We start from the raw sequence: 17,297 nt of genomic DNA on the forward strand, positions 1-17,297 counted from the left end.
CGGGTGCTGGCGGCGGATGATCGACCTCGTGGGACACGTGGATGTGGCAGGGGTGCGCTACGAGCTGCCGGACGGGCGGGTGCTCCTCGACGAGGTCTCCTTCCGGGTCGGGGAGGGCGCCAAGGTGGCGCTGGTCGGGGCCAACGGCGCCGGGAAGACCACGCTGCTGCGCATCGTCACCGGCGAGCTGGCCCCGCACGCCGGATCGGTCACCCGCTCCGGCGGCCTGGGCGTGATGCGCCAGCACGTTGCCGCCGGCTCCACGACCGTCGCCGAGCTGCTGCTCTCGGTCTCGCCCCAACGCGTGCGCGACGCGGCCGCCGAGGTGGACCGCCTCGAGGCCGCGCTGATGGACACCGACGACGAGCGCACCCAGATGAAGTACGCCGAGGCGCTGGGCGAGTACGCCGACGCCGGCGGCTACGACCTCGAGGTCGTCTGGGACGTGTGCACGACCGCGGCGCTCGGCGCGCCGTACGACCGGGTGAAGTACCGCGACCTGACGACCCTGTCGGGCGGTGAGCAGAAGCGCCTGGTGCTGGAGTTCCTGCTGCGCGGGCCCGACCAGGTGCTGCTGCTCGACGAGCCGGACAACTACCTCGACGTGCCCGGCAAGATCTGGCTCGAGGAGCGGGTGCGCGAGTCCGACAAGACGATCCTGATGGTCAGCCACGACCGCGAGCTGCTCAACAACACCGCGACCCGGGTGGTCACCGTCGAGCTGGCCAGCGGCGGCCCCGGCGTGGGCAACTCGGTGTGGACCCACCCGGGCGGCTTCACCTCCTACCACGAGGCGCGCACCGACCGGTTCGCGCGCTTCGAGGAGCTGCGCCGCCGCTGGGACGAGGAGCACGCCAAGATCAAGGCGCTGGTGCTGCGGCTGAAGGTGAAGTCGGAGTTCAACGACGGCATGTCCAGCCAGTACCGCGCCGCCCAGACCCGGCTGCGCAAGTTCGAGGAGGCCGGCCCGCCGACCGAGCAGCCCCGCGAGCAGCAGGTGACGATGCGCCTCACCGGCGGCCGCACCGGCAAGCGGGCGGTGGTCTGCGAGGGCCTGGAGCTGACCGGGCTGATGCGCCCCTTCGACCTCGAGGTCTGGTACGGCGAGCGCGTGGCCGTCCTGGGCTCCAACGGATCGGGCAAGTCGCACTTCCTGCGGCTGCTGGCCGCGGGCGGGACCGACCCCGACGTGGAGCACCGCCCGGTCGGCGACCTCGCCGTCGCCCCGGTCGCGCACACCGGCCGCGCCCGCCTGGGCGCGCGGGTGCGCCCGGGCTGGTTCGTGCAGACCCACGACCACCCCGAGCTGGTGGGTCGCACCCTGCTGGAGGTCCTGCACCGCGGCGACGGGCACCCCGACGGGCGCCGGGGCATGGGCCGTGAGCAGGCCAGCCGGGTGCTGGACCGCTACGAGCTCGCGCACGCCGGCGAGCAGACCTTCGAGTCGCTCTCCGGCGGCCAGCAGGCGCGCTTCCAGATCCTGCTGCTCGAGCTCTCCGGCGCGACCGTCCTGCTCCTCGACGAGCCGACCGACAACCTCGACGTGCAGTCCGCCGAGGCGCTCGAGGCCGGCCTGGCCGCCTTCGAGGGGACCGTCCTCGCGGTGACCCACGACCGGTGGTTCGCCCGCGGCTTCGACCGGTTCCTGGTCTTCGGCTCCGACGGCGAGGTCTACGAGTCCGACGAGCCGGTGTGGGACGAGGGACGGGTCGTGCGCGCGCGATGAGCCGGACGTGCCCGGGCCTGGAGATCGTCGCGGTCGACCCGCACGACGAGCAGGCCCTCACCGCCTGGTACGACGCGTACGCCGAGGCCGAGCGCCACGGGCGCGGCCGCACCGCCACCGTCTGGCAGCTGCGCGAGCTCCAGGTGATGCTCGCCGAGCCCTCGATCCGGCGCCGCAGCACGGCGTGGGCCGGGCGCGTGGACGGGCGGACGGTCGCCGCGGGCTGGGTCCAGCTGCCGCTCCTGGACAACCTCGAGCGCGCCGAGCTGTCGGTGCAGGTGGTCCCCGCCGCCCGGCGCCGCGGCCACGGCACCGCCATGCTCGCCCACCTCGAGCAGGTGGCCCGCGAGGAGGGACGCACCGTGCTGGGCGCCGAGGCGACCTACGACTACGACGCCGGCCCGGACGGCGCCGGCGAGAGCGGGCCGGAGTTCGCCCGCGCCCGTGGCTTCGACCTGGTGCTCGGCGACGTGCAGCGGATCCTGGACCTGCCGGTGCCCGACGAGGTCCTCGACCGCCTCGCCGCCGAGGCCGCGCCGCACCACACGGCGTACACGCTGCGCTCGTGGGTGGGCCCCGTGCCCGAGGAGCTGCTGGTCGGCTGGGCCGACCTGACCTCCTCGCTGATGACCGAGGCGCCGATGGGGGAGCTGGACGTCGAGCGCGAGTCCGCCAGCACCGAGGCGGTGCGCGACGCGGAGGCGCTCGTGGCCAAGCAGGGCCGCACGAAGTACAACACCGTGGCGCTGGACGCCGAGGGGACGGTGGTCGCCTACACCGACCTCGCGACCACGGTGCACGAGCCGGGCCGCGCCTACCAGTGGGGGACCCTGGTGCGCCGCGAGCACCGCGGCCACCGTCTCGGCCTCGCGGTGAAGGTCGCCAACCTGCGCCTGCTCCAGGCCGAGTGCCCCGACCTGGACCACGTCGTCACCTACAACGCGGAGGTCAACGCCCACATGGTGGCCGTCAACGACGCGCTGGGCTATCGGGTGACCGCGCGGCTCGGGGAGTTCCAGAAGCGGCTGGCCTGACCCGTCCGAGGACGGGACAGGCCCCGCCGCCGGTGGCAGCGGGGCCTGCGGGAGCCGGTGTCGACCGGCAGGGGATCAGCCCGGGATCAGCCCGGGATCAGCCCGGGATCAGCTCTGGGCGGCGTCCGAGCCCAGCTCGAGGTCGGTGGTGCGCTCGTCGCCGTCGCGGCGGTAGGTCACCGAGACGACGTCGCCCGGGCGGTAGGACCGGATCGTCGCGATGAGCGAGTCGGCGCTGGTGACCTGGCTGTCGTCGATCTTCACGATGACGTCGCCGGACTCCAGGCCGGCCTCGGCGGCGGCGGAGCCCTTGCCCACCTCACGGACCAGGGCGCCCTCGCTGCCGTCGGCGCTGTCGCGGGTGACGTCGGAGACCGTGATGCCCAGGCGGGCGTGCGTCGGCTCCTCGCCGTCGATGATCTGCTCGACGATCGGCATCGCCGCGTCGATCGGGATCGCGAAGCCCAGCCCGATCGAGCCGCCCTCGCTCTGCCCGAACGGCGAGGAGGAGCCGGTGGTCTGGATCGAGGAGTTGATGCCCACGACCCGGCCCTGGACGTCGACCAGCGGGCCGCCGGAGTTGCCGGGGTTGATGGCCGCGTCGGTCTGGATCGCGGGGTAGGCGGTGGTGCTGCCGGTCTGGTCGCTGCCGACGCCGACCGGGCGGTTCAGGGCGCTCACGATGCCGCTCGTGACGGTGGCGTCGAGACCGAACGGGGAGCCGATCGCGACCACGGGCTCGCCGACCTTGAGGTCGTTGGAGTTGCCGATGGTCGCCGGGGTCAGGTCCTTGACGTCCTCGGCCTGGATCACCGCGAGGTCGGTGAGGCTGTCGGTGCCGAGGATCCGGGCCTTGGCCCGGCGCCCGTCGCTGAAGGACACCGAGATGCTGCCGCCCTCGCCGGCGACCTCGACGACGTGGTCGTTGGTGAGGATCTTGCCGTCGGAGCTGATCACGACGCCGGAGCCGGAACCGGCGCCCGAGCTTCCGGAGACGTCGATCTTGACCACCGACGGGAGCACCTTGTCGGCCACGGCCTGGACCGAGCCGGCGGCGGCAGGCTCGTCCCCGTCGTCGCTGGTCACGGTGGGGGAGAAGGTCTCGCCCATGGGGGAGGAGTCCGCGCCGTCGTCGTCGAAGGCGTTCCAGGCGGCGGCGCCGCCCACACCGGCGGCACCTCCCACGAGCAGGGAGGCAGTCACGACCATCGCCGCGAAGCGGCGCCGCCCGGAGACGGCCGACCCGGTTGCGGGTCCGGCCGCCGGCATCGGGGAGGTCAGCGGCGGCGGCGGGGGGCCGAGCGGCTGACCGAACGGGTGACCGGTCGTCGGGGTCACCGGCTGGGTGTCACCGGGCTCCGGTCCACGCGGAGCTCCGGCGGGGGGCGGGAAGGGAGGCTGGTCGGTCATGTACACAAGAGTGCCCACCCTGTCTGTGACATTCCTGAGACCCGGCTGGGGAGCGCTGAAGAAACGGTGCGTGGCCGGCGCGTGGAAGGACCTGCGTCGGCGGGTGCGCGACCAGACCAGTGTCGGTCGCGGGTAACACCGCCCCCACAGGCCGGGAACTCCTCGCCCACGGGTCGGCGACAGCCCGGTGCGGGGGCCGCCGCCGCTGCTTGGCTGGCCCGGACCGCACACCCGGGGGAGTCGTCATGAGCCTGCACCTGTCCGAGAGCATCTCGTCCGTACCTCGCCCGAGGGTCCGCGCCCGCACCGGGCGGCGCGCGCTCGGCGCCGCCGTCGCGCTGGTCCTGGGCGCCGCCACGCTGTCCGTGGCGGCGAGCGGGGGAGCCGCGGCCGCCACGACCCCGTGCGCGCCGGTGACCCACCCGCTGGGCCTGGCCACCGGCTGGACCGAGTTCGTGGAGGGCAACGGGCACCGCACCTCGGAGTCCGAGGGATCGGTCGCCTACGGCGGTGACCTGCTCACCCCGATGACCGTCGGCGGCGACCTGACCGTCTCGCCGAGCACGCCGACCCTCGTGGTGGCCGGCCGGCATGGTGAGTGGTTCAACCTCCAGCGCGGCAGCGCCTTCGTCACCCCGCGCAGCGGCGTGAACCTCAACGGGGGCGGCTCCTACCTGAGTGCCAACCCGGTCGACTTCGCCGCCGCGTTCACGCACCTGCGGGCGACCTCGACCGCCTGGGGCGCGGCCCCGCAGAGCGGCACGCTCGTGCGCGATGGCGACACGCAGAACAGGGTCCTCGTGCTGCGCGGCACCGACACCGCGCTCAACGTGTTCCACCTCGACCAGGCGCTCCTCGACGAGGCGCGCACGATCTCCTACGACGTCCCGCCCGGCGCCGCCGTCCTGGTCAACGTCGCCGGCACCAGCGTGCGCATCGACGGGGACAAGAAGATGACGCTGACGCCGGACGGGGCGCAGCCGACGACCGCCGGCGTCCGCGCCCGGGGTCCGTTCCTGTGGAACTTCCCGGAGGCCACCAGCCTGCGGATCCGGGTGGGCAGCGACTTCGGCGGCCACCTGATCGCGCCGCGCGCCGCGGTCCGGGTGGACCTCGGGGTGATCGTGGGGCAGGTCGTCGCCGCGTCGTTCCACTCCGACAACGAGACCCACGCCGCGTTCGTGCCGGCCAGCGTCTGCCTGCCCGCCCCGCCCCTGGACCCCGAGGACCCGGAGGTCCCCGAGCCCCCGAAGCGTTCCGACGTCACCGTCACCAAGACCGCCTCCGCGGCCAGCGTGCCGGGCGGGAGCACCCTCGTCTACCGGCTGCGGGCCACCAACCTCGGCGCCGCGCCGGCCACCGGGGTGGTCGTCACGGACCGGCTGCCCGGCGGCGTCACGTTCGTGTCCGCGAGCGCACCCTGCACCCACGCCGGCGGCACCGTCACCTGCGCCGTCGGGACCCTGGCGCCCAGTGCCTCCCGCGAGCTCGAGGTGCGCGTCCTCGTCGCCCCGATCGCCGGTGCGGGCCGGCCCTCGCACCCGCAGGCCTACCACTCGCTCACGCCGTACAAGGTCGAGCAGCACGTCGACCTCGAGCCCGGCCAGACGCGCAGCGTGCGTGTGGACTGCGGGCCCGGTGACCTGGTGAGCGACGGCGCGCTGCGTACCGACCACGTCGACCAGGGCACCGGCACGCTCGCCGACGTCCGCATCCTCACCTCCCACGCCGTGGACGCGCGGACCTGGAAGGTCGTCGCGCGCAACCACGCGACCGGCCGGGCCCAGGCCAAGGCGTACGCCGTGTGCCTGCCCGGGCACACCGAGGTCGCGGACCGCCAGACCGGCCACGGCGACGGCCACCGGCACCCGCTGGAGCTCGACGCCGAGCCGGTGACCGCGACGGTGGCCTACGGCCCCGGCACCCACCTCCAGACGCTGACCTGCCCGACGGGCAGCCGCCCCGTCGCGCCCGGCCACGCCGTCGCCGGCGGGCGCGCCACGCTGGTCTCCAGCGCGACCGGCACCGGGAGGAGCCGCACCTGGACCTTCGGCGTGCGCGTCGACGACCCGGCGACCGTGACGTTCAGCGTCTCCTGCCTGCGCACCACGACCGGTGCCGTGCAGGGCCACACCCACGAGCTGCACCTCACCCATGTCGTGCGCGAGGTGGTGCTGCGCCCCGACACCGTCACCGAGGAGCAGGTGACCTGTCCCGACGACGCCAAGGGCATCGTCGCGACCTTCGACCTGCCCGACGGCGTGCACCCGCTGGGCCACGACCCGAGGCTCAAGGCGCGGGCCTTCCGGCTGCTCACCGCTCCCGGGCCGAGCCGCACCGCGGTGCTGGACCTGCTGTGCCTGGGGGACCGCACCAGCACCGAGGCAACGGGCACGGGCTCACCCGTGACGCTGGACAACACCGCCGCGGTCACCAGCTCCTCGGTCGATGCCGACCCGGGCAACAACAGCGCGACCGCGACCGTCGTGGTCACTCCCGGCGCCGTCACCGCCGCCCTGCTCCCCGCGGGCCAGGTCGTCGGTCGCCAGGTGCGGCTGCGCGTGGTGTCCTCGGTCCCGACCCGTGGCCGGGTCGCCGTGCGCGCCGCCAACGGCCGGGTGCTCGCCCGAGGCACCCGCGTCCTCAAGGCGGCCACGCCCACCACCGTGACGCTGCGCCTGACCCGACCGGGCGTGCGCCAGCTCGGCTCGTTGCGCGGTCAGCGGACCCGGCAGGTCACGGTCGTCGTCCGCCCGCGGGCCGGGCGCAACCAGACCCGCACGGTGACCGTGCGCCGCTGACGCACCACCATGCCGAGCGCGGCCTGCCCCGGACGGGGCAGGCCGCGCTCGCGTCCCCCGGCGCGAGCGCCGCAGGGTCGCCAGACGCAGCGACCCCGGTCGGCTCAGGGCCGTCCGGGGTCGTTGCGGGGGAGTGCGTGGGCGAAGGTCAGGCCCAGCGCTCCGAGGCGGGCACGAAGTCGAGCGTGCGGTCGCCGGTGTAGATCTGCTTCGGACGGGCGATCTTCTGCTCCTTGTCCTGCACCAGCTCGTTCCACTGGGCCAGCCAGCCCGGGGTACGACCGATGGCGAACAGGACGGTGAACATCTCCGGCGGGAACTGCAGGGCCTCGTAGATCAGGCCGGAGTAGAAGTCGACGTTCGGGTAGAGCTTGCGCTTGACGAAGTACTCGTCCTCGAGCGCGATCTTCTCGAGCTCCTGGGCGATCTCGAGGAGCGGGTTGACCCCGGTGACCTCGAAGACGTCGTCGCAGGCCTTCTTGATGATCTTGGCGCGCGGGTCGTAGTTCTTGTAGACGCGGTGACCGAAGCCCATCAGCTTCTCGTCGCCGTTCTTCACACCCTCGATGAACGCGGGGATGTTCTCCTTGGTGCCGATGCGCTTGAGCATCCGGAGAACGGCCTCGTTGGCGCCACCGTGCAGCGGGCCGTAGAGCGCGCCGATGCCGGCCGCGACGGCCGAGTACGGGTCGACCTGCGAGGAGCCCACCGAGCGCACGGCGTTGGTGGAGCAGTTCTGCTCGTGGTCGGCGTGCAGGATCAGCAGCACGTCGAGGGCCTTGACCAGGCGCTCGTCGGCCTCGTACTTCGACTCGCTCATCTTGAAGAGCATCGAGAGGAAGTTGGCCGTGTAGGACAGGTCGTTGTCCGGGTAGACGTAGGGCTTGCCCTGCGCGTGCCGGAAGGACCAGGCGCCCAGGGTGGGCATCTTGGCGATCATGCGGACGATCTGCATGTGCCGGTTCTCGGCGTCGCCGATGTTGGCGGCGTCGGGGTAGAACGTCGACAGGGCCCCCACCGACGACATCAGCATCCCCATCGGGTGCGCGTCGTAGCGGAAGCCCTGCATCAGGGACTTGACGTTCTCGTGGACGAACGTGTGGTAGGTGATCTCGTGCACCCACGCCTCGTACTCCGCCTTGGTGGGGAGCGAGCCGTTGATGAGGAGATAGGCCACCTCCAGGAAGTTCGACTTCTCCGCCAGCTGCTCGATCGGGTAGCCCCGGTACTCGAGGATGCCCTTCTCGCCGTCGATGTAGGTGACGGAACTGCGGCAGGAGGCAGTGTTGACGAAACCGGGGTCGTAGACGGCCAGGCCGGGACTGTCGTCCGAGGCCTTGATCTTCCCCAGGTCGGCGGCCTTGATGGCGCCGTCGGCGATGGGGACGTCGTACTCCTGTCCGGTGCGGTTGTCGCGGACGGTGAGAGATTCGGTCACGTCGCCCAACCTAACGCTCCCTGCCCCGCTCCGCGTAGGCGGTGTCCGGGTCGCGGGCGGTCGGTGCGCCCACGGTGGTCCGGCGCAGGGGGCGACCCGCAGCATTTTGACCCTCCGCGCGGCGTGCCCGTATCGTGAGTGGTCGCGTCTCCTGCCGCGCTCTCGACCTGTCGCACGGTCGGGGTGCAGCCCCGGGCTCCGCGGGTGGGCAACCACCTCGCGGGAACGTTCGGGCAGTTGTTCGTCAGAGGACGCCGCAGCACCACCCGCCAGGATCTCCCTGGTCGGGTCCTACGAACGAAGAAGGCTCGACATCGTGCGTACGTACAGCCCGAAGCCCGGTGACATCCAGCGAGACTGGCTTGTCATCGACGCCACCGACATCGTCCTCGGCAAGCTCGCCGTCCAGACCGCCAACCTCCTGCGCGGCAAGCACAAGCCGATCTTCGCCCCGCACGTCGACGCCGGTGACTTCGTCATCATCGTCAACGCGGAGAAGGTCGCGCTGTCCGGCACCAAGAAGACGACGAAGATGGCCTACCGCCACTCCGGCTACCCGGGCGGCCTCTCGGCCACCCCGATCGGCGAGCTGCTGGAGAAGGACGCTCGCAAGGCCATCGAGAAGGCCGTGTGGGGCATGCTCCCGAAGAACCGCCTCGGTCGGCAGATCCTCAAGAAGCTGAAGGTCTACTCGGGTCCCACCCACCCGCACCAGGCCCAGCAGGCCGTCCCCTTCGAGATCACCCAGATCTCCCAGTAATCGTTTTCGCCGACCAAGTCTGAGTGAGGAATACAGTGGCTGACACCACCGAGGTCGAGGAGACCTTCGAGACCGACGAGCAGGGCATCGCCTACAGCTCGGAGAGCGCCCCGTCCGCCGACGCCCCCGAGCGTCCCGCGACCATCGCCCCCGCAGCGGCCACCGGCCGCCGCAAGGAGGCCGTGGCCCGCGTCCGCATCGTCCCCGGCACCGGCCAGTGGACGATCAACGGCCGTGAGCTCGACTCCTACTTCCCCAACAAGCTGCACCAGCAGGTTGTCAAGGAGCCCTTCACCGCGCTGCAGCTCGACGGTCGCTTCGACGTCATCGCGCGCATCCACGGTGGCGGCATCACCGGCCAGGCCGGCGCCCTGCGTCTCGGCGTGGCCCGCGCGCTGAACGCCGTCGACCTCGACGCGAACCGCGCGACGCTGAAGAAGGCCGGCCTGCTCACGCGGGACGCCCGCGTCATCGAGCGCAAGAAGGCTGGTCTCAAGAAGGCCCGCAAGGCGCCGCAGTTCAGCAAGCGCTGATCGCCACCGCGACACGCGTGGCACGCCTTTTCGGCACGGACGGGGTCCGGGGCGAGGCGAACGGTGTTCTCACCGCTCCTCTCGCCCTGGACCTTTCCGTTGCAGCAGCCCGGGTCCTCGTCGACCGCGGTGACTTCAGCGGACCCCGTCCGCTGGCCGTCGTCGGTCGTGACACACGCATCTCGGGGCAGTTCCTGGAGCACGCGGTGGTCGCCGGCCTGGCGTCCGCCGGGTGCGACGTCCTGCGCCTCCGGGTGGTCCCGACCCCCGGTGTCGCCTACCTGACCGGCGCCCTCGGCGCCGACCTCGGGGTCGTCATCAGCGCCTCGCACAACCCGATGCCCGACAACGGCATCAAGTTCCTGGCCCGTGGCGGGGTCAAGCTCGACGACGCCGTGGAGCGCCAGATCGAGGCCGTCATGGGCACCGAGTGGGACCCGCCGCGCGGCGCCCACGTCGGGCGGGTGACGCCGTACGCCACCCCGATCGAGGAGTACGTCGAGCACCTCGTCGCCACGACGCAGCCGCTCGCCGGCCTGCGCGTCGTCCTCGACTGCGCCCACGGTGCCGCCTCGGTCGCCGGACCGATGGCGCTGCGCGCCGCCGGCGCCGAGGTCGTCGCGATCAACAACCAGCCCGACGGGCTCAACATCAACGACGGCTGCGGCTCCACCCACCTCGAGCCGCTGCGTGCGGCGGTCCTCGAGCACGGCGCGGACGCCGGCTTCGCCCTGGACGGCGACGCCGACCGCTGCCTGGCGGTGGACGCCGAGGGCCACGTCGTCGACGGCGACCAGATCATGGCCATCCTCGCGCTGGGCATGCGCGACGCCGGCCTGCTCGCGCAGGACACCCTCGTCGCGACGGTGATGAGCAACCTCGGCCTGGTCCGCGCGATGACCGAGCACGGCATCGCGGTGCGCCAGGCCCAGGTCGGCGACCGCTACGTGCTGGAGGAGATGAACGGCGGCGGCTTCTCGCTGGGCGGGGAGCAGTCCGGGCACGTCATCATGAGCGCCTACGCCACCACCGGCGACGGCGTGCTCACCGCGCTGCACGTGCTCGAGCGGATGGTGCTGACCGGCCGCTCGCTCGCCGATCTCGCGGCGGTGATGACGCGCTTCCCGCAGGTGCTCGTCAATGTGCCGGGCGTCGACAAGACCCGTGCTGCCAGCGACCCCGTGCTGCGGGCCGCGGTCGAGGCCGAGGAGGCCGCGCTGGGCGAGGACGGACGGGTGCTGCTGCGCCCCTCCGGAACCGAGCCGCTGGTGCGGGTGATGGTCGAGGCCCCGACCGCGGAGATCGCCGAGAGCGTCGCGGGACGCCTCGCCGACGTGGTTCGCGACCGATTGGCCCTGGCCTGAGCCAGGCCCTAGATTGCGCCGGATGACCCACTCCGGACCCGAGCTGAGAGTCGAGGGGCTGAGCAAGTCCTTCGGTCCCGTGCGCGCCGTCGACGACCTGTCCTTCACCGTGCGCCCCGGCGCCGTCACCGGCTTCCTGGGGCCGAACGGGTCGGGCAAGACGACGACGCTGCGGATGCTCCTCGGGCTGACCGCCCCCACCGCGGGCCGCGCCCTCGTCGACGGCACGCCGTACGCCGCCCTGCGCCGCCCGGCACGGGTGGTGGGGGCGTCCCTGGAGGCGGGGTTCCACCCCGGGCGTACCGGGCTGGGCCACCTGGAGGTCTACGCGCCGCAGGTCGGGGTGTCGCGCCAGCGCTGCCGCGACCTGCTCGACCTGGTCGGGCTCACGGCCGCCGCGGACCGCAAGGTCGGCGGCTACTCGATGGGCATGCGCCAGCGCCTTGCGCTGGCCACCACGCTGCTCGGCGACCCGCCCGCCGTCGTGCTCGACGAGCCCGCGAACGGTCTGGACCCCGAGGGGATCGTCTGGCTGCGCGGCCTGCTGCGCGCCTTCGCCGCCGAGGGCCGCACCGTGCTGGTCTCCAGCCACGTCCTGGGGGAGGTCCAGCACACCGTGGACGACGTCGTCATCATCGCCGGCGGTCGCCTCGCGCACGCCTCGTCGCTGGCCGCCCTGGCGGACCTCGCCGTGCAGGAGACCCTCGCGGTGTCGCCGGACGCCGCGCGCCTGGCCGCGCTGTGCCGCGAGCGCGGGTGGGCGGTGGCGCCCGAGGGCGCCGGCCTGCTCGTCTCCGACGTGTCCGCCGCCGAGCTCGGGGCGGCCGCCTTCGCCGCCGGGGTCGAGCTGCACCAGCTCACCCCGCGCGGCACCGACCTCGAGCAGGTCTTCCTGCGCCTGACCGCGCCCGGCCGGCCGGCCCGCGAGCCGGAGGCGGTGGTGGCCCGATGAGCGCCGCGATCCGCGCCGAGCTGCGCAAGATCACCTCCACCCGGCTGTGGTGGGTGCTGCTCCTCGCCCAGGCCGGCTACCTGGGCTTCATCGGGCTGGTGATGGCCTTCTCCTTCACCGTGGAGATGCCCGAGGGGACCTCCAGCGGCCCGGCGCTGTCCGGGATGGACGCGGCGACCGCGACGTACTCGCTGGTCAACGCGATCGGCTACGTCTTCCCGCTGGTGATCGGCAGCCTCGCGGTCACCACCGAGTTCCGCCACCGCACGATCGGGCAGACGCTGCTGGTCGAGCCGCGGCGCGGGGTGGTGCTGGCCGCCAAGCTGATCGCGACCGTGCCGCTCGGGCTGCTGTTCGGCGTCGTCGGCGTCGCCTCGCTGGTCGGGGCGTCCGCGCCGCTGCTGGCCTGGCAGGGCGACGGAGCGTTCCTGGGCGACCCGGAGGTCCTCGCGATCCTCGCGCTGGGCGTCGTGGTGATGGCGCTGTGGGCGGTGATCGGCGCCGCGTTCGGCAGCGTGGTGACCAACCAGGTCGCCGCCATCGTGGTGATCCTGGCCTTCACCCAGTTCGTGGAGCCGGTCGCCCGGCTCGCGCTGTCCGCGGTGGACGGCCTGGAGCAGGTGGCCCGCTTCCTGCCCGGCTCGGCCGCCGACGCGGTGGTGGGCGCCAGCCTGTTCAACGAGATCGGGGAGGGCTCGCTGCTCTCGCGTCCCGCCGGCCTGGCCGTGCTGCTGACCTACGCCCTCGTGCTCGCGGCGATCGGGCGGGCCACGACCCTGCGCCGCGACCTCGTCTGAGGCCGGGCTGGGCGCCGCTCAGACCTTGCGCAGGCGGACGTAGCGCACCGAGTGGTCGGCGTCCTTGCGCAGCACCAGGGTGGCGCGCGAGCGGGTCGGCAGCACGTTGTCGACCAGGTTGGGGCCGTTGATGGTGTCCCAGATCCGCTCGGCCTCGGCGACCGCCTCCTCGTGGCTGAGGGCGGCGTACTTCGCGAAGTAGGAGTCGGGGTCGCGGAACGCGGTCTTGCGCAGGCTGAGGAAGCGGTCGACGTACCACTCGCGGATGTGGTGGGTGCCGGCGTCGACGTAGACGCTGAAGTCGAAGAAGTCGCTGAGGCCCAGGCCGGTGCGGCCGTCCTCGCGGGCCCGCGCCGGCTGCAGGACGTTGAGGCCCTCGACGATGACGATGTCGGGGCGCTTCACGACCACCCGCTCGCCGGGGACCACGTCGTAGGTGAGGTGGGAGTAGACCGGCGCCTCCACCTCGTCCTTGCCGGACTTGATGTCGACCACGAAGCGCAGCAGCGCGCGGCGGTCGTAGGACTCCGGGAAGCCCTTGCGGTGCATCAGGCCGCGCCGCGCGAGCTCGGCGTTGGGGTAGAGGAAGCCGTCGGTGGTGACCAGCTCGACGTTGGGGTGCTCGGGCCAGTGCGCCAGCATCTGCTGCAGCACCCGGGCGGTGGTGGACTTCCCGACCGCGACCGAGCCGGCGACGCCGATGACGAACGGCGTGCGCGGGGGAGTGCGCTGGTGCAGGAAGGCCTCCTGAGCGCGGTGCAGGTCGCCGGCGGCGCTGACGTACAGGCTCAGCAGCCGGCTGAGCGGGAGGTAGACCTCCTGCACCTCGTCGAGGTCCAGGGCGTCGCCGAAGCCGCGCAGCGCGCGCAGCTCGTCCTCGCGCAGCGGGTTCGCGGTCTCCTCCGCGAGCGCGGCCCAGGCGGCGCGGTCGAGCTCGACGTACGGCGAGGCCTCCCGAGTGAGGTCACGGCCTGGATCGGTGATCGAGGCCCGGAGACCGCCAGAAGACATGGTCCCGATTGTTGCAGCCCTGGGCGCCTCGGCGTTGTGGCGTCCGCCTCATCGCGTCGACGTGGGTGCACGGGACGGGGTGGGAGGCGATCTAGAGTGGGGCCCATGTGCGGCATCGTTGGCTACGTCGGCCACCAGCAGGCCCAGGACGTGGTCATCGAGGGACTGCGACGACTGGAGTACCGCGGCTACGACTCGGCCGGCATCGCCCTGGTCGCCGACGGCGCGGTCGCCAGCGACAAGCGCGCCGGCAAGCTGGCCAACCTCGAGAAGGCGATCGCCACGACGCCGCTGCCCGCGTCGCGCACCGGGATCGGCCACACCCGCTGGGCCACCCACGGCGCGCCGAACGACGTCAACGCCCACCCCCACCTCGGCGCGCGGCGCCGGGTGGCGCTGGTGCACAACGGCATCATCGAGAACTTCGACGACCTGCGTGCCCGCCTCGAGGCCGACGGTCACGAGCTGGTCTCCGAGACCGACACCGAGGTCGCGGCGCACCTGCTGGAGCTCCAGGTCGAGTCGGGCGTCGACCTGACCCTGGCGATGCAGCGCGTCTGCCAGCAGCTCGAGGGCGCGTTCACCCTCGTGGCCGTCGACGGCCAGGACCCCGACCGGGTGGTCGCCGCCCGCCGCAACTCCCCGCTCGTCGTGGGGATCGGCGAGGGCGAGAACTTCCTGGGCTCCGACGTCGCGGCGTTCATCCAGCACACCCGCGAGGCCCTCGAGCTCGGCCAGGACCAGGTCGTCACGATCACCGCCGACGCGGTCGAGGTCACCGACTTCGACGGCTCGCCGGCCGAGGGCCGCCGCTTCCACGTCGACTGGGACCTCTCCGCCGCGGAGAAGGACGGCCACGACTGGTTCATGCGCAAGGAGATCTTCGAGCAGCCCCGCGCGGTCGCGGACTCGCTGCTCGGGCGCCACACCCGCACCGGGCAGCTCCAGCTCGACGAGATGCGCCTCTCCGACCAGGAGCTGCGCGACATCGACAAGATCATCATCATCGCGTGCGGCACGTCCTTCTACGCCGGCATGGTCGCGAAGTACGCCATCGAGCACTGGTGCCGGATCCCCGTCGAGGTCGAGCTGGCCTCCGAGTTCCGCTACCGCGACCCGATCCTCGACTACTCCACGCTGGTCGTCGCGATCAGCCAGTCCGGCGAGACCGCGGACACCCTCCAGGCGATCCGCCACGCGCGGCTCCAGCGCTCGAAGGTGCTCGCGATCTGCAACACCAACGGCTCGACGATCCCGCGCGAGTCCGACGCGGTCATCTACACCCACGCCGGTCCCGAGATCGGGGTGGCCTCCACCAAGGGCTTCCTGACCCAGCTGATCGCCTGCTACCTGCTCGCGCTCTACCTGGCCCAGGTCAAGGGCACCCGGTACGGCGACGAGATCTCCCAGGTGATGGAGCAGCTCGAGGCGATCCCCGACCAGGTGCAGCAGGTGCTGGACGGCGCCGAGCAGATCTACGAGCTCGCCCGCGCCCACGTCGGCACCAGCTCGGTGCTGTTCCTGGGCCGCCACGCCGGCTACCCGGTGGCGCTCGAGGGTGCGCTCAAGCTCAAGGAGCTGGCCTACATCCACGCCGAGGGCTTCGCCGCCGGCGAGCTCAAGCACGGCCCGATCGCGCTGGTCGAGGACGGGCTGCCGGTGCTGTGCGTCGTACCGCCCCGGGGTCGTGACCAGCTGCGCGACAAGATGATCAGCGGCATCCAGGAGGTCCGGGCGCGCGGCGCCCGCACCATCTGCCTGGTCGAGGAGGGCGACGAGGCGATCACGGCGTACGCCGACGAGCTGGTGCGCCTGCCCAGCGTCCCGGTGCTGCTCCAGCCGCTCGTCGCGGTCGTCCCCCTCCAGCTCTTCGCCTGCGAGCTGGCCACCGCGATGGGCCACGACGTCGACCAGCCCCGCAACCTCGCCAAGTCCGTCACCGTCGAGTAGAGCGGCGATGGCGGTGATCGGCGTCGGCATCGACGTCTGCGACATCGAGCGCTTCGGCGCCTCGCTCGAGCGCACCCCCGGGCTGCTGGTCCGGCTGTTCACCGAGGCCGAGCGCACCCGCGCCGTCGCCTCGCTCGCCGCCCGCTTCGCGGCCAAGGAGGCGCTCGCCAAGGCGCTCGGCGCGCCGCGGGGGATGGCATGGCACGACTGCGAGGTCGTCAGCGAGTCCTCGGGTCGCCCGGTGTTCGCGCTGCGCGGCACGGTCGCGGCGGCGGTCGCGGCCGCCGGGGCCACCCACGTGCACCTCTCGCTCTCCCACGACGCCGGGGTCGCCTCGGCGATGGTCGTGCTCGAGTCCTGACCGACCGGTCCGGACAGGTCCGGCACTCCCGCCCGTTCGCCGGACAGCCGACGCGCGCCGGGTGAGGATCGAGCCTCTCGGGGCTCAGGTACGAGCCAGGACCGCCGCCGTCGCGTCGTGGTCGGCAGGTGCCTGCGCGGCCGCAGGGTGCGGCACCTCGCCGGGGGGCGGGCGTAGGTCAGGGAGTCCGCACGCCGGTGAAGCACCACCTCGTCCGGCTGCTGCTCGTCCTCGCCGCAGTCGTCTCCGCCGGTTTCCTCGCGGCGGTACCCGCTGCCGCATCGCTGGAGAGCGCGGGGGAGTTCACGGTCTACGCCCACCGCGGCTACACCGAGAAGGCCCACCCCGAGAACACCCTCGCGGCCCTGGAGCACGCGCGCCGCCACCGGGCGCGTGCCGTCGAGGTGGACATGCGCGTCACCCGCGACGACCGGATCGTGCTGATGCACGACCGGACGCTGGACCGGACGACGACCTGCCGGGGGCCGGTGCGCAGGCACACGGCGGCCAGCATCCGACACCGGTGCCGCACGAAGCTGGGCAAGGAGCGGGTGCCGACCCTCAAGCAGGTCCTGGAGTGGGCGGCGCGGCACCGGATGCGAGTCATCCTCGAGGTCAAGGTGGACGCGCCGGTCAAGGACGCCTGGACGCCGGGCATGTTCGTGACGCTGGACCGGATGATCACCGAGCACGGCCTGCAGGACGAGGTCATCCTGCACTCCTTCAGCGCCCGGCGCCTGCGGCTGGCCAAGGAGGCGGCCCCCTCCCTGCACGTCCAGGTCATCACCCAGCGGTGGGCTGCCGTGGCTCCCGTGCGGGCCTGGGCGGACGGGGTGAACGTGTGGGCCCGCCACCTGAACGCCGCGCGGGTCGAGAGGCTGCACGCCGACGGGCTCTACGTGCTCGGCCGGGACTCCGACGAGCCCGCGGACTGGCGCAGGATCCGGCGCAGCGGTGCCGACGGGCTGGTCACGGACGCGGTCCCCGGCGCCCTGCGGATCGCGCCGCCCGGGCGCTGACGCACCGCCCGCCGCCCCGGGTGAGAGCGCCGTCACGGCCCGCTTTCCACTGAGTGGAACGCGCGACCCCTTCTGTTTCCCACTCGAAACGGACGCGAAACAACGCGTTCCTAACGTCTGGACCATCACAGCAGCACCGAC

Annotated in this window: 14 protein-coding genes; 11 read left to right on the forward strand and 3 right to left on the reverse strand. The window is 72.7% G+C overall.

Translation table 11 applies throughout. From position 1 onward, the window contains the following. Nucleotides 1–28: 28 nt before the first annotated feature. On the forward strand, nt 29–1,726 hold the full coding sequence (locus HOQ23_RS11940) for an ATP-binding cassette domain-containing protein (RefSeq protein ID WP_172214807.1): 1,698 nt from the start codon (nt 29–31) through the stop codon (nt 1,724–1,726). Then, a complete protein-coding gene (locus HOQ23_RS11945) occupies nt 1,723–2,760 on the forward strand; it encodes a GNAT family N-acetyltransferase (RefSeq protein WP_172214808.1) in 1,038 nt (345 codons plus the stop codon). Before HOQ23_RS11940 ends, HOQ23_RS11945 begins: the two co-directional genes overlap by 4 nt. A gap of 108 nt (nt 2,761–2,868) precedes the next feature. Here the strand turns inward: HOQ23_RS11945 and HOQ23_RS11950 are convergent, their stop codons facing one another. Next, on the reverse strand, nt 2,869–4,098 hold the full coding sequence (locus HOQ23_RS11950; protein ID WP_367650472.1) for a S1C family serine protease: 1,230 nt from the start codon (nt 4,096–4,098) through the stop codon (nt 2,869–2,871). Nucleotides 4,099–4,415: 317 nt separating this feature from the next. On the opposite strand from HOQ23_RS11950, the gene HOQ23_RS20545 reads away from it, so the two are divergent. After that, on the forward strand, nt 4,416–6,971 hold the full coding sequence (locus tag HOQ23_RS20545) for a collagen-binding domain-containing protein (protein WP_216654126.1): 2,556 nt from the start codon (nt 4,416–4,418) through the stop codon (nt 6,969–6,971). A 148-nt stretch (nt 6,972–7,119) separates the two neighbouring features. On the opposite strand, the gene HOQ23_RS11960 is transcribed toward HOQ23_RS20545, so the two are convergent. After that, on the reverse strand, nt 7,120–8,409 hold the full coding sequence (locus tag HOQ23_RS11960) for a citrate synthase (RefSeq protein WP_367650473.1): 1,290 nt from the start codon (nt 8,407–8,409) through the stop codon (nt 7,120–7,122). Nucleotides 8,410–8,725: 316 nt separating this feature from the next. On the opposite strand from HOQ23_RS11960, the gene rplM reads away from it, so the two are divergent. Genes rplM through HOQ23_RS11985 form a run of 5 tightly spaced genes read left to right on the forward strand, consistent with a single transcriptional unit; the run spans nt 8,726 to nt 12,815 of the window. After that, a complete protein-coding gene (gene rplM / locus HOQ23_RS11965; protein WP_172214810.1) occupies nt 8,726–9,169 on the forward strand; it encodes a 50S ribosomal protein L13 in 444 nt (147 codons plus the stop codon). A 35-nt stretch (nt 9,170–9,204) separates the two neighbouring features. Beyond that, entirely contained in the window at nt 9,205–9,702 is a 498-nt protein-coding gene (gene rpsI / locus HOQ23_RS11970; protein WP_153324946.1) for a 30S ribosomal protein S9, read from the forward strand. 17 nt (nt 9,703–9,719) lie between these two features. Continuing rightward, the gene (glmM, locus tag HOQ23_RS11975) at nt 9,720–11,066 is read left to right on the forward strand and encodes a phosphoglucosamine mutase (protein WP_172214811.1); all 1,347 of its coding nucleotides are present in this window, start codon (nt 9,720–9,722) and stop codon (nt 11,064–11,066) included. A 22-nt stretch (nt 11,067–11,088) separates the two neighbouring features. Further along, entirely contained in the window at nt 11,089–12,018 is a 930-nt protein-coding gene (locus tag HOQ23_RS11980) for an ATP-binding cassette domain-containing protein (protein ID WP_172214812.1), read from the forward strand. Then, entirely contained in the window at nt 12,015–12,815 is an 801-nt protein-coding gene (locus tag HOQ23_RS11985) for an ABC transporter permease (protein ID WP_172214813.1), read from the forward strand. Before HOQ23_RS11980 ends, HOQ23_RS11985 begins: the two co-directional genes overlap by 4 nt. An 18-nt stretch (nt 12,816–12,833) precedes the next feature. On the opposite strand, the gene coaA is transcribed toward HOQ23_RS11985, so the two are convergent. Beyond that, nucleotides 12,834–13,826 (reverse strand): type I pantothenate kinase, encoded by a 993-nt coding sequence (gene coaA / locus HOQ23_RS11990; RefSeq protein ID WP_172214814.1) that lies wholly within the window; start codon nt 13,824–13,826, stop codon nt 12,834–12,836. Between the two features lie 105 nt (nt 13,827–13,931). Between coaA and glmS the strand changes: the two genes are divergently transcribed. The 3 genes from glmS (at nt 13,932) to HOQ23_RS12005 (ending at nt 17,156) form a co-directional block, all read left to right on the forward strand. Next, nucleotides 13,932–15,776, forward strand: a complete 1,845-nt coding sequence (gene glmS / locus HOQ23_RS11995; RefSeq protein ID WP_172214815.1) for a glutamine--fructose-6-phosphate transaminase (isomerizing) — start codon at nt 13,932–13,934, stop codon at nt 15,774–15,776. A 7-nt stretch (nt 15,777–15,783) separates the two neighbouring features. Beyond that, nucleotides 15,784–16,137 (forward strand): holo-ACP synthase, encoded by a 354-nt coding sequence (locus tag HOQ23_RS12000; RefSeq protein ID WP_172214816.1) that lies wholly within the window; start codon nt 15,784–15,786, stop codon nt 16,135–16,137. Between the two features lie 197 nt (nt 16,138–16,334). Next, the gene (locus HOQ23_RS12005; RefSeq protein WP_172214817.1) at nt 16,335–17,156 is read left to right on the forward strand and encodes a glycerophosphodiester phosphodiesterase family protein; all 822 of its coding nucleotides are present in this window, start codon (nt 16,335–16,337) and stop codon (nt 17,154–17,156) included. Nucleotides 17,157–17,297: the final 141 nt, after the last annotated feature.

The organism is Nocardioides sp. zg-DK7169, from assembly GCF_013155365.1.
GTDB lineage: Bacteria > Actinomycetota > Actinomycetes > Propionibacteriales > Nocardioidaceae > Nocardioides.

Bases quoted from the DNA above. Each gene is read 5' to 3' on its own strand.
- HOQ23_RS11945 (WP_172214808.1), top strand. From the start codon at position 1,723: ATGAGCCGGACGTGCCCGGGCCTGGAGATCGTCGCGGTCGACCCGCAC.
- HOQ23_RS20545 (WP_216654126.1), top strand. From the start codon at position 4,416: ATGAGCCTGCACCTGTCCGAGAGCATCTCGTCCGTACCTCGCCCGAGG.
- HOQ23_RS11980 (WP_172214812.1), top strand. From the start codon at position 11,089: ATGACCCACTCCGGACCCGAGCTGAGAGTCGAGGGGCTGAGCAAGTCC.
- HOQ23_RS11985 (WP_172214813.1), top strand. From the start codon at position 12,015: ATGAGCGCCGCGATCCGCGCCGAGCTGCGCAAGATCACCTCCACCCGG.
- coaA (WP_172214814.1), bottom strand. From the start codon at position 13,826: ATGTCTTCTGGCGGTCTCCGGGCCTCGATCACCGATCCAGGCCGTGAC.
- glmS (WP_172214815.1), top strand. From the start codon at position 13,932: ATGTGCGGCATCGTTGGCTACGTCGGCCACCAGCAGGCCCAGGACGTG.
- HOQ23_RS12000 (WP_172214816.1), top strand. From the start codon at position 15,784: ATGGCGGTGATCGGCGTCGGCATCGACGTCTGCGACATCGAGCGCTTC.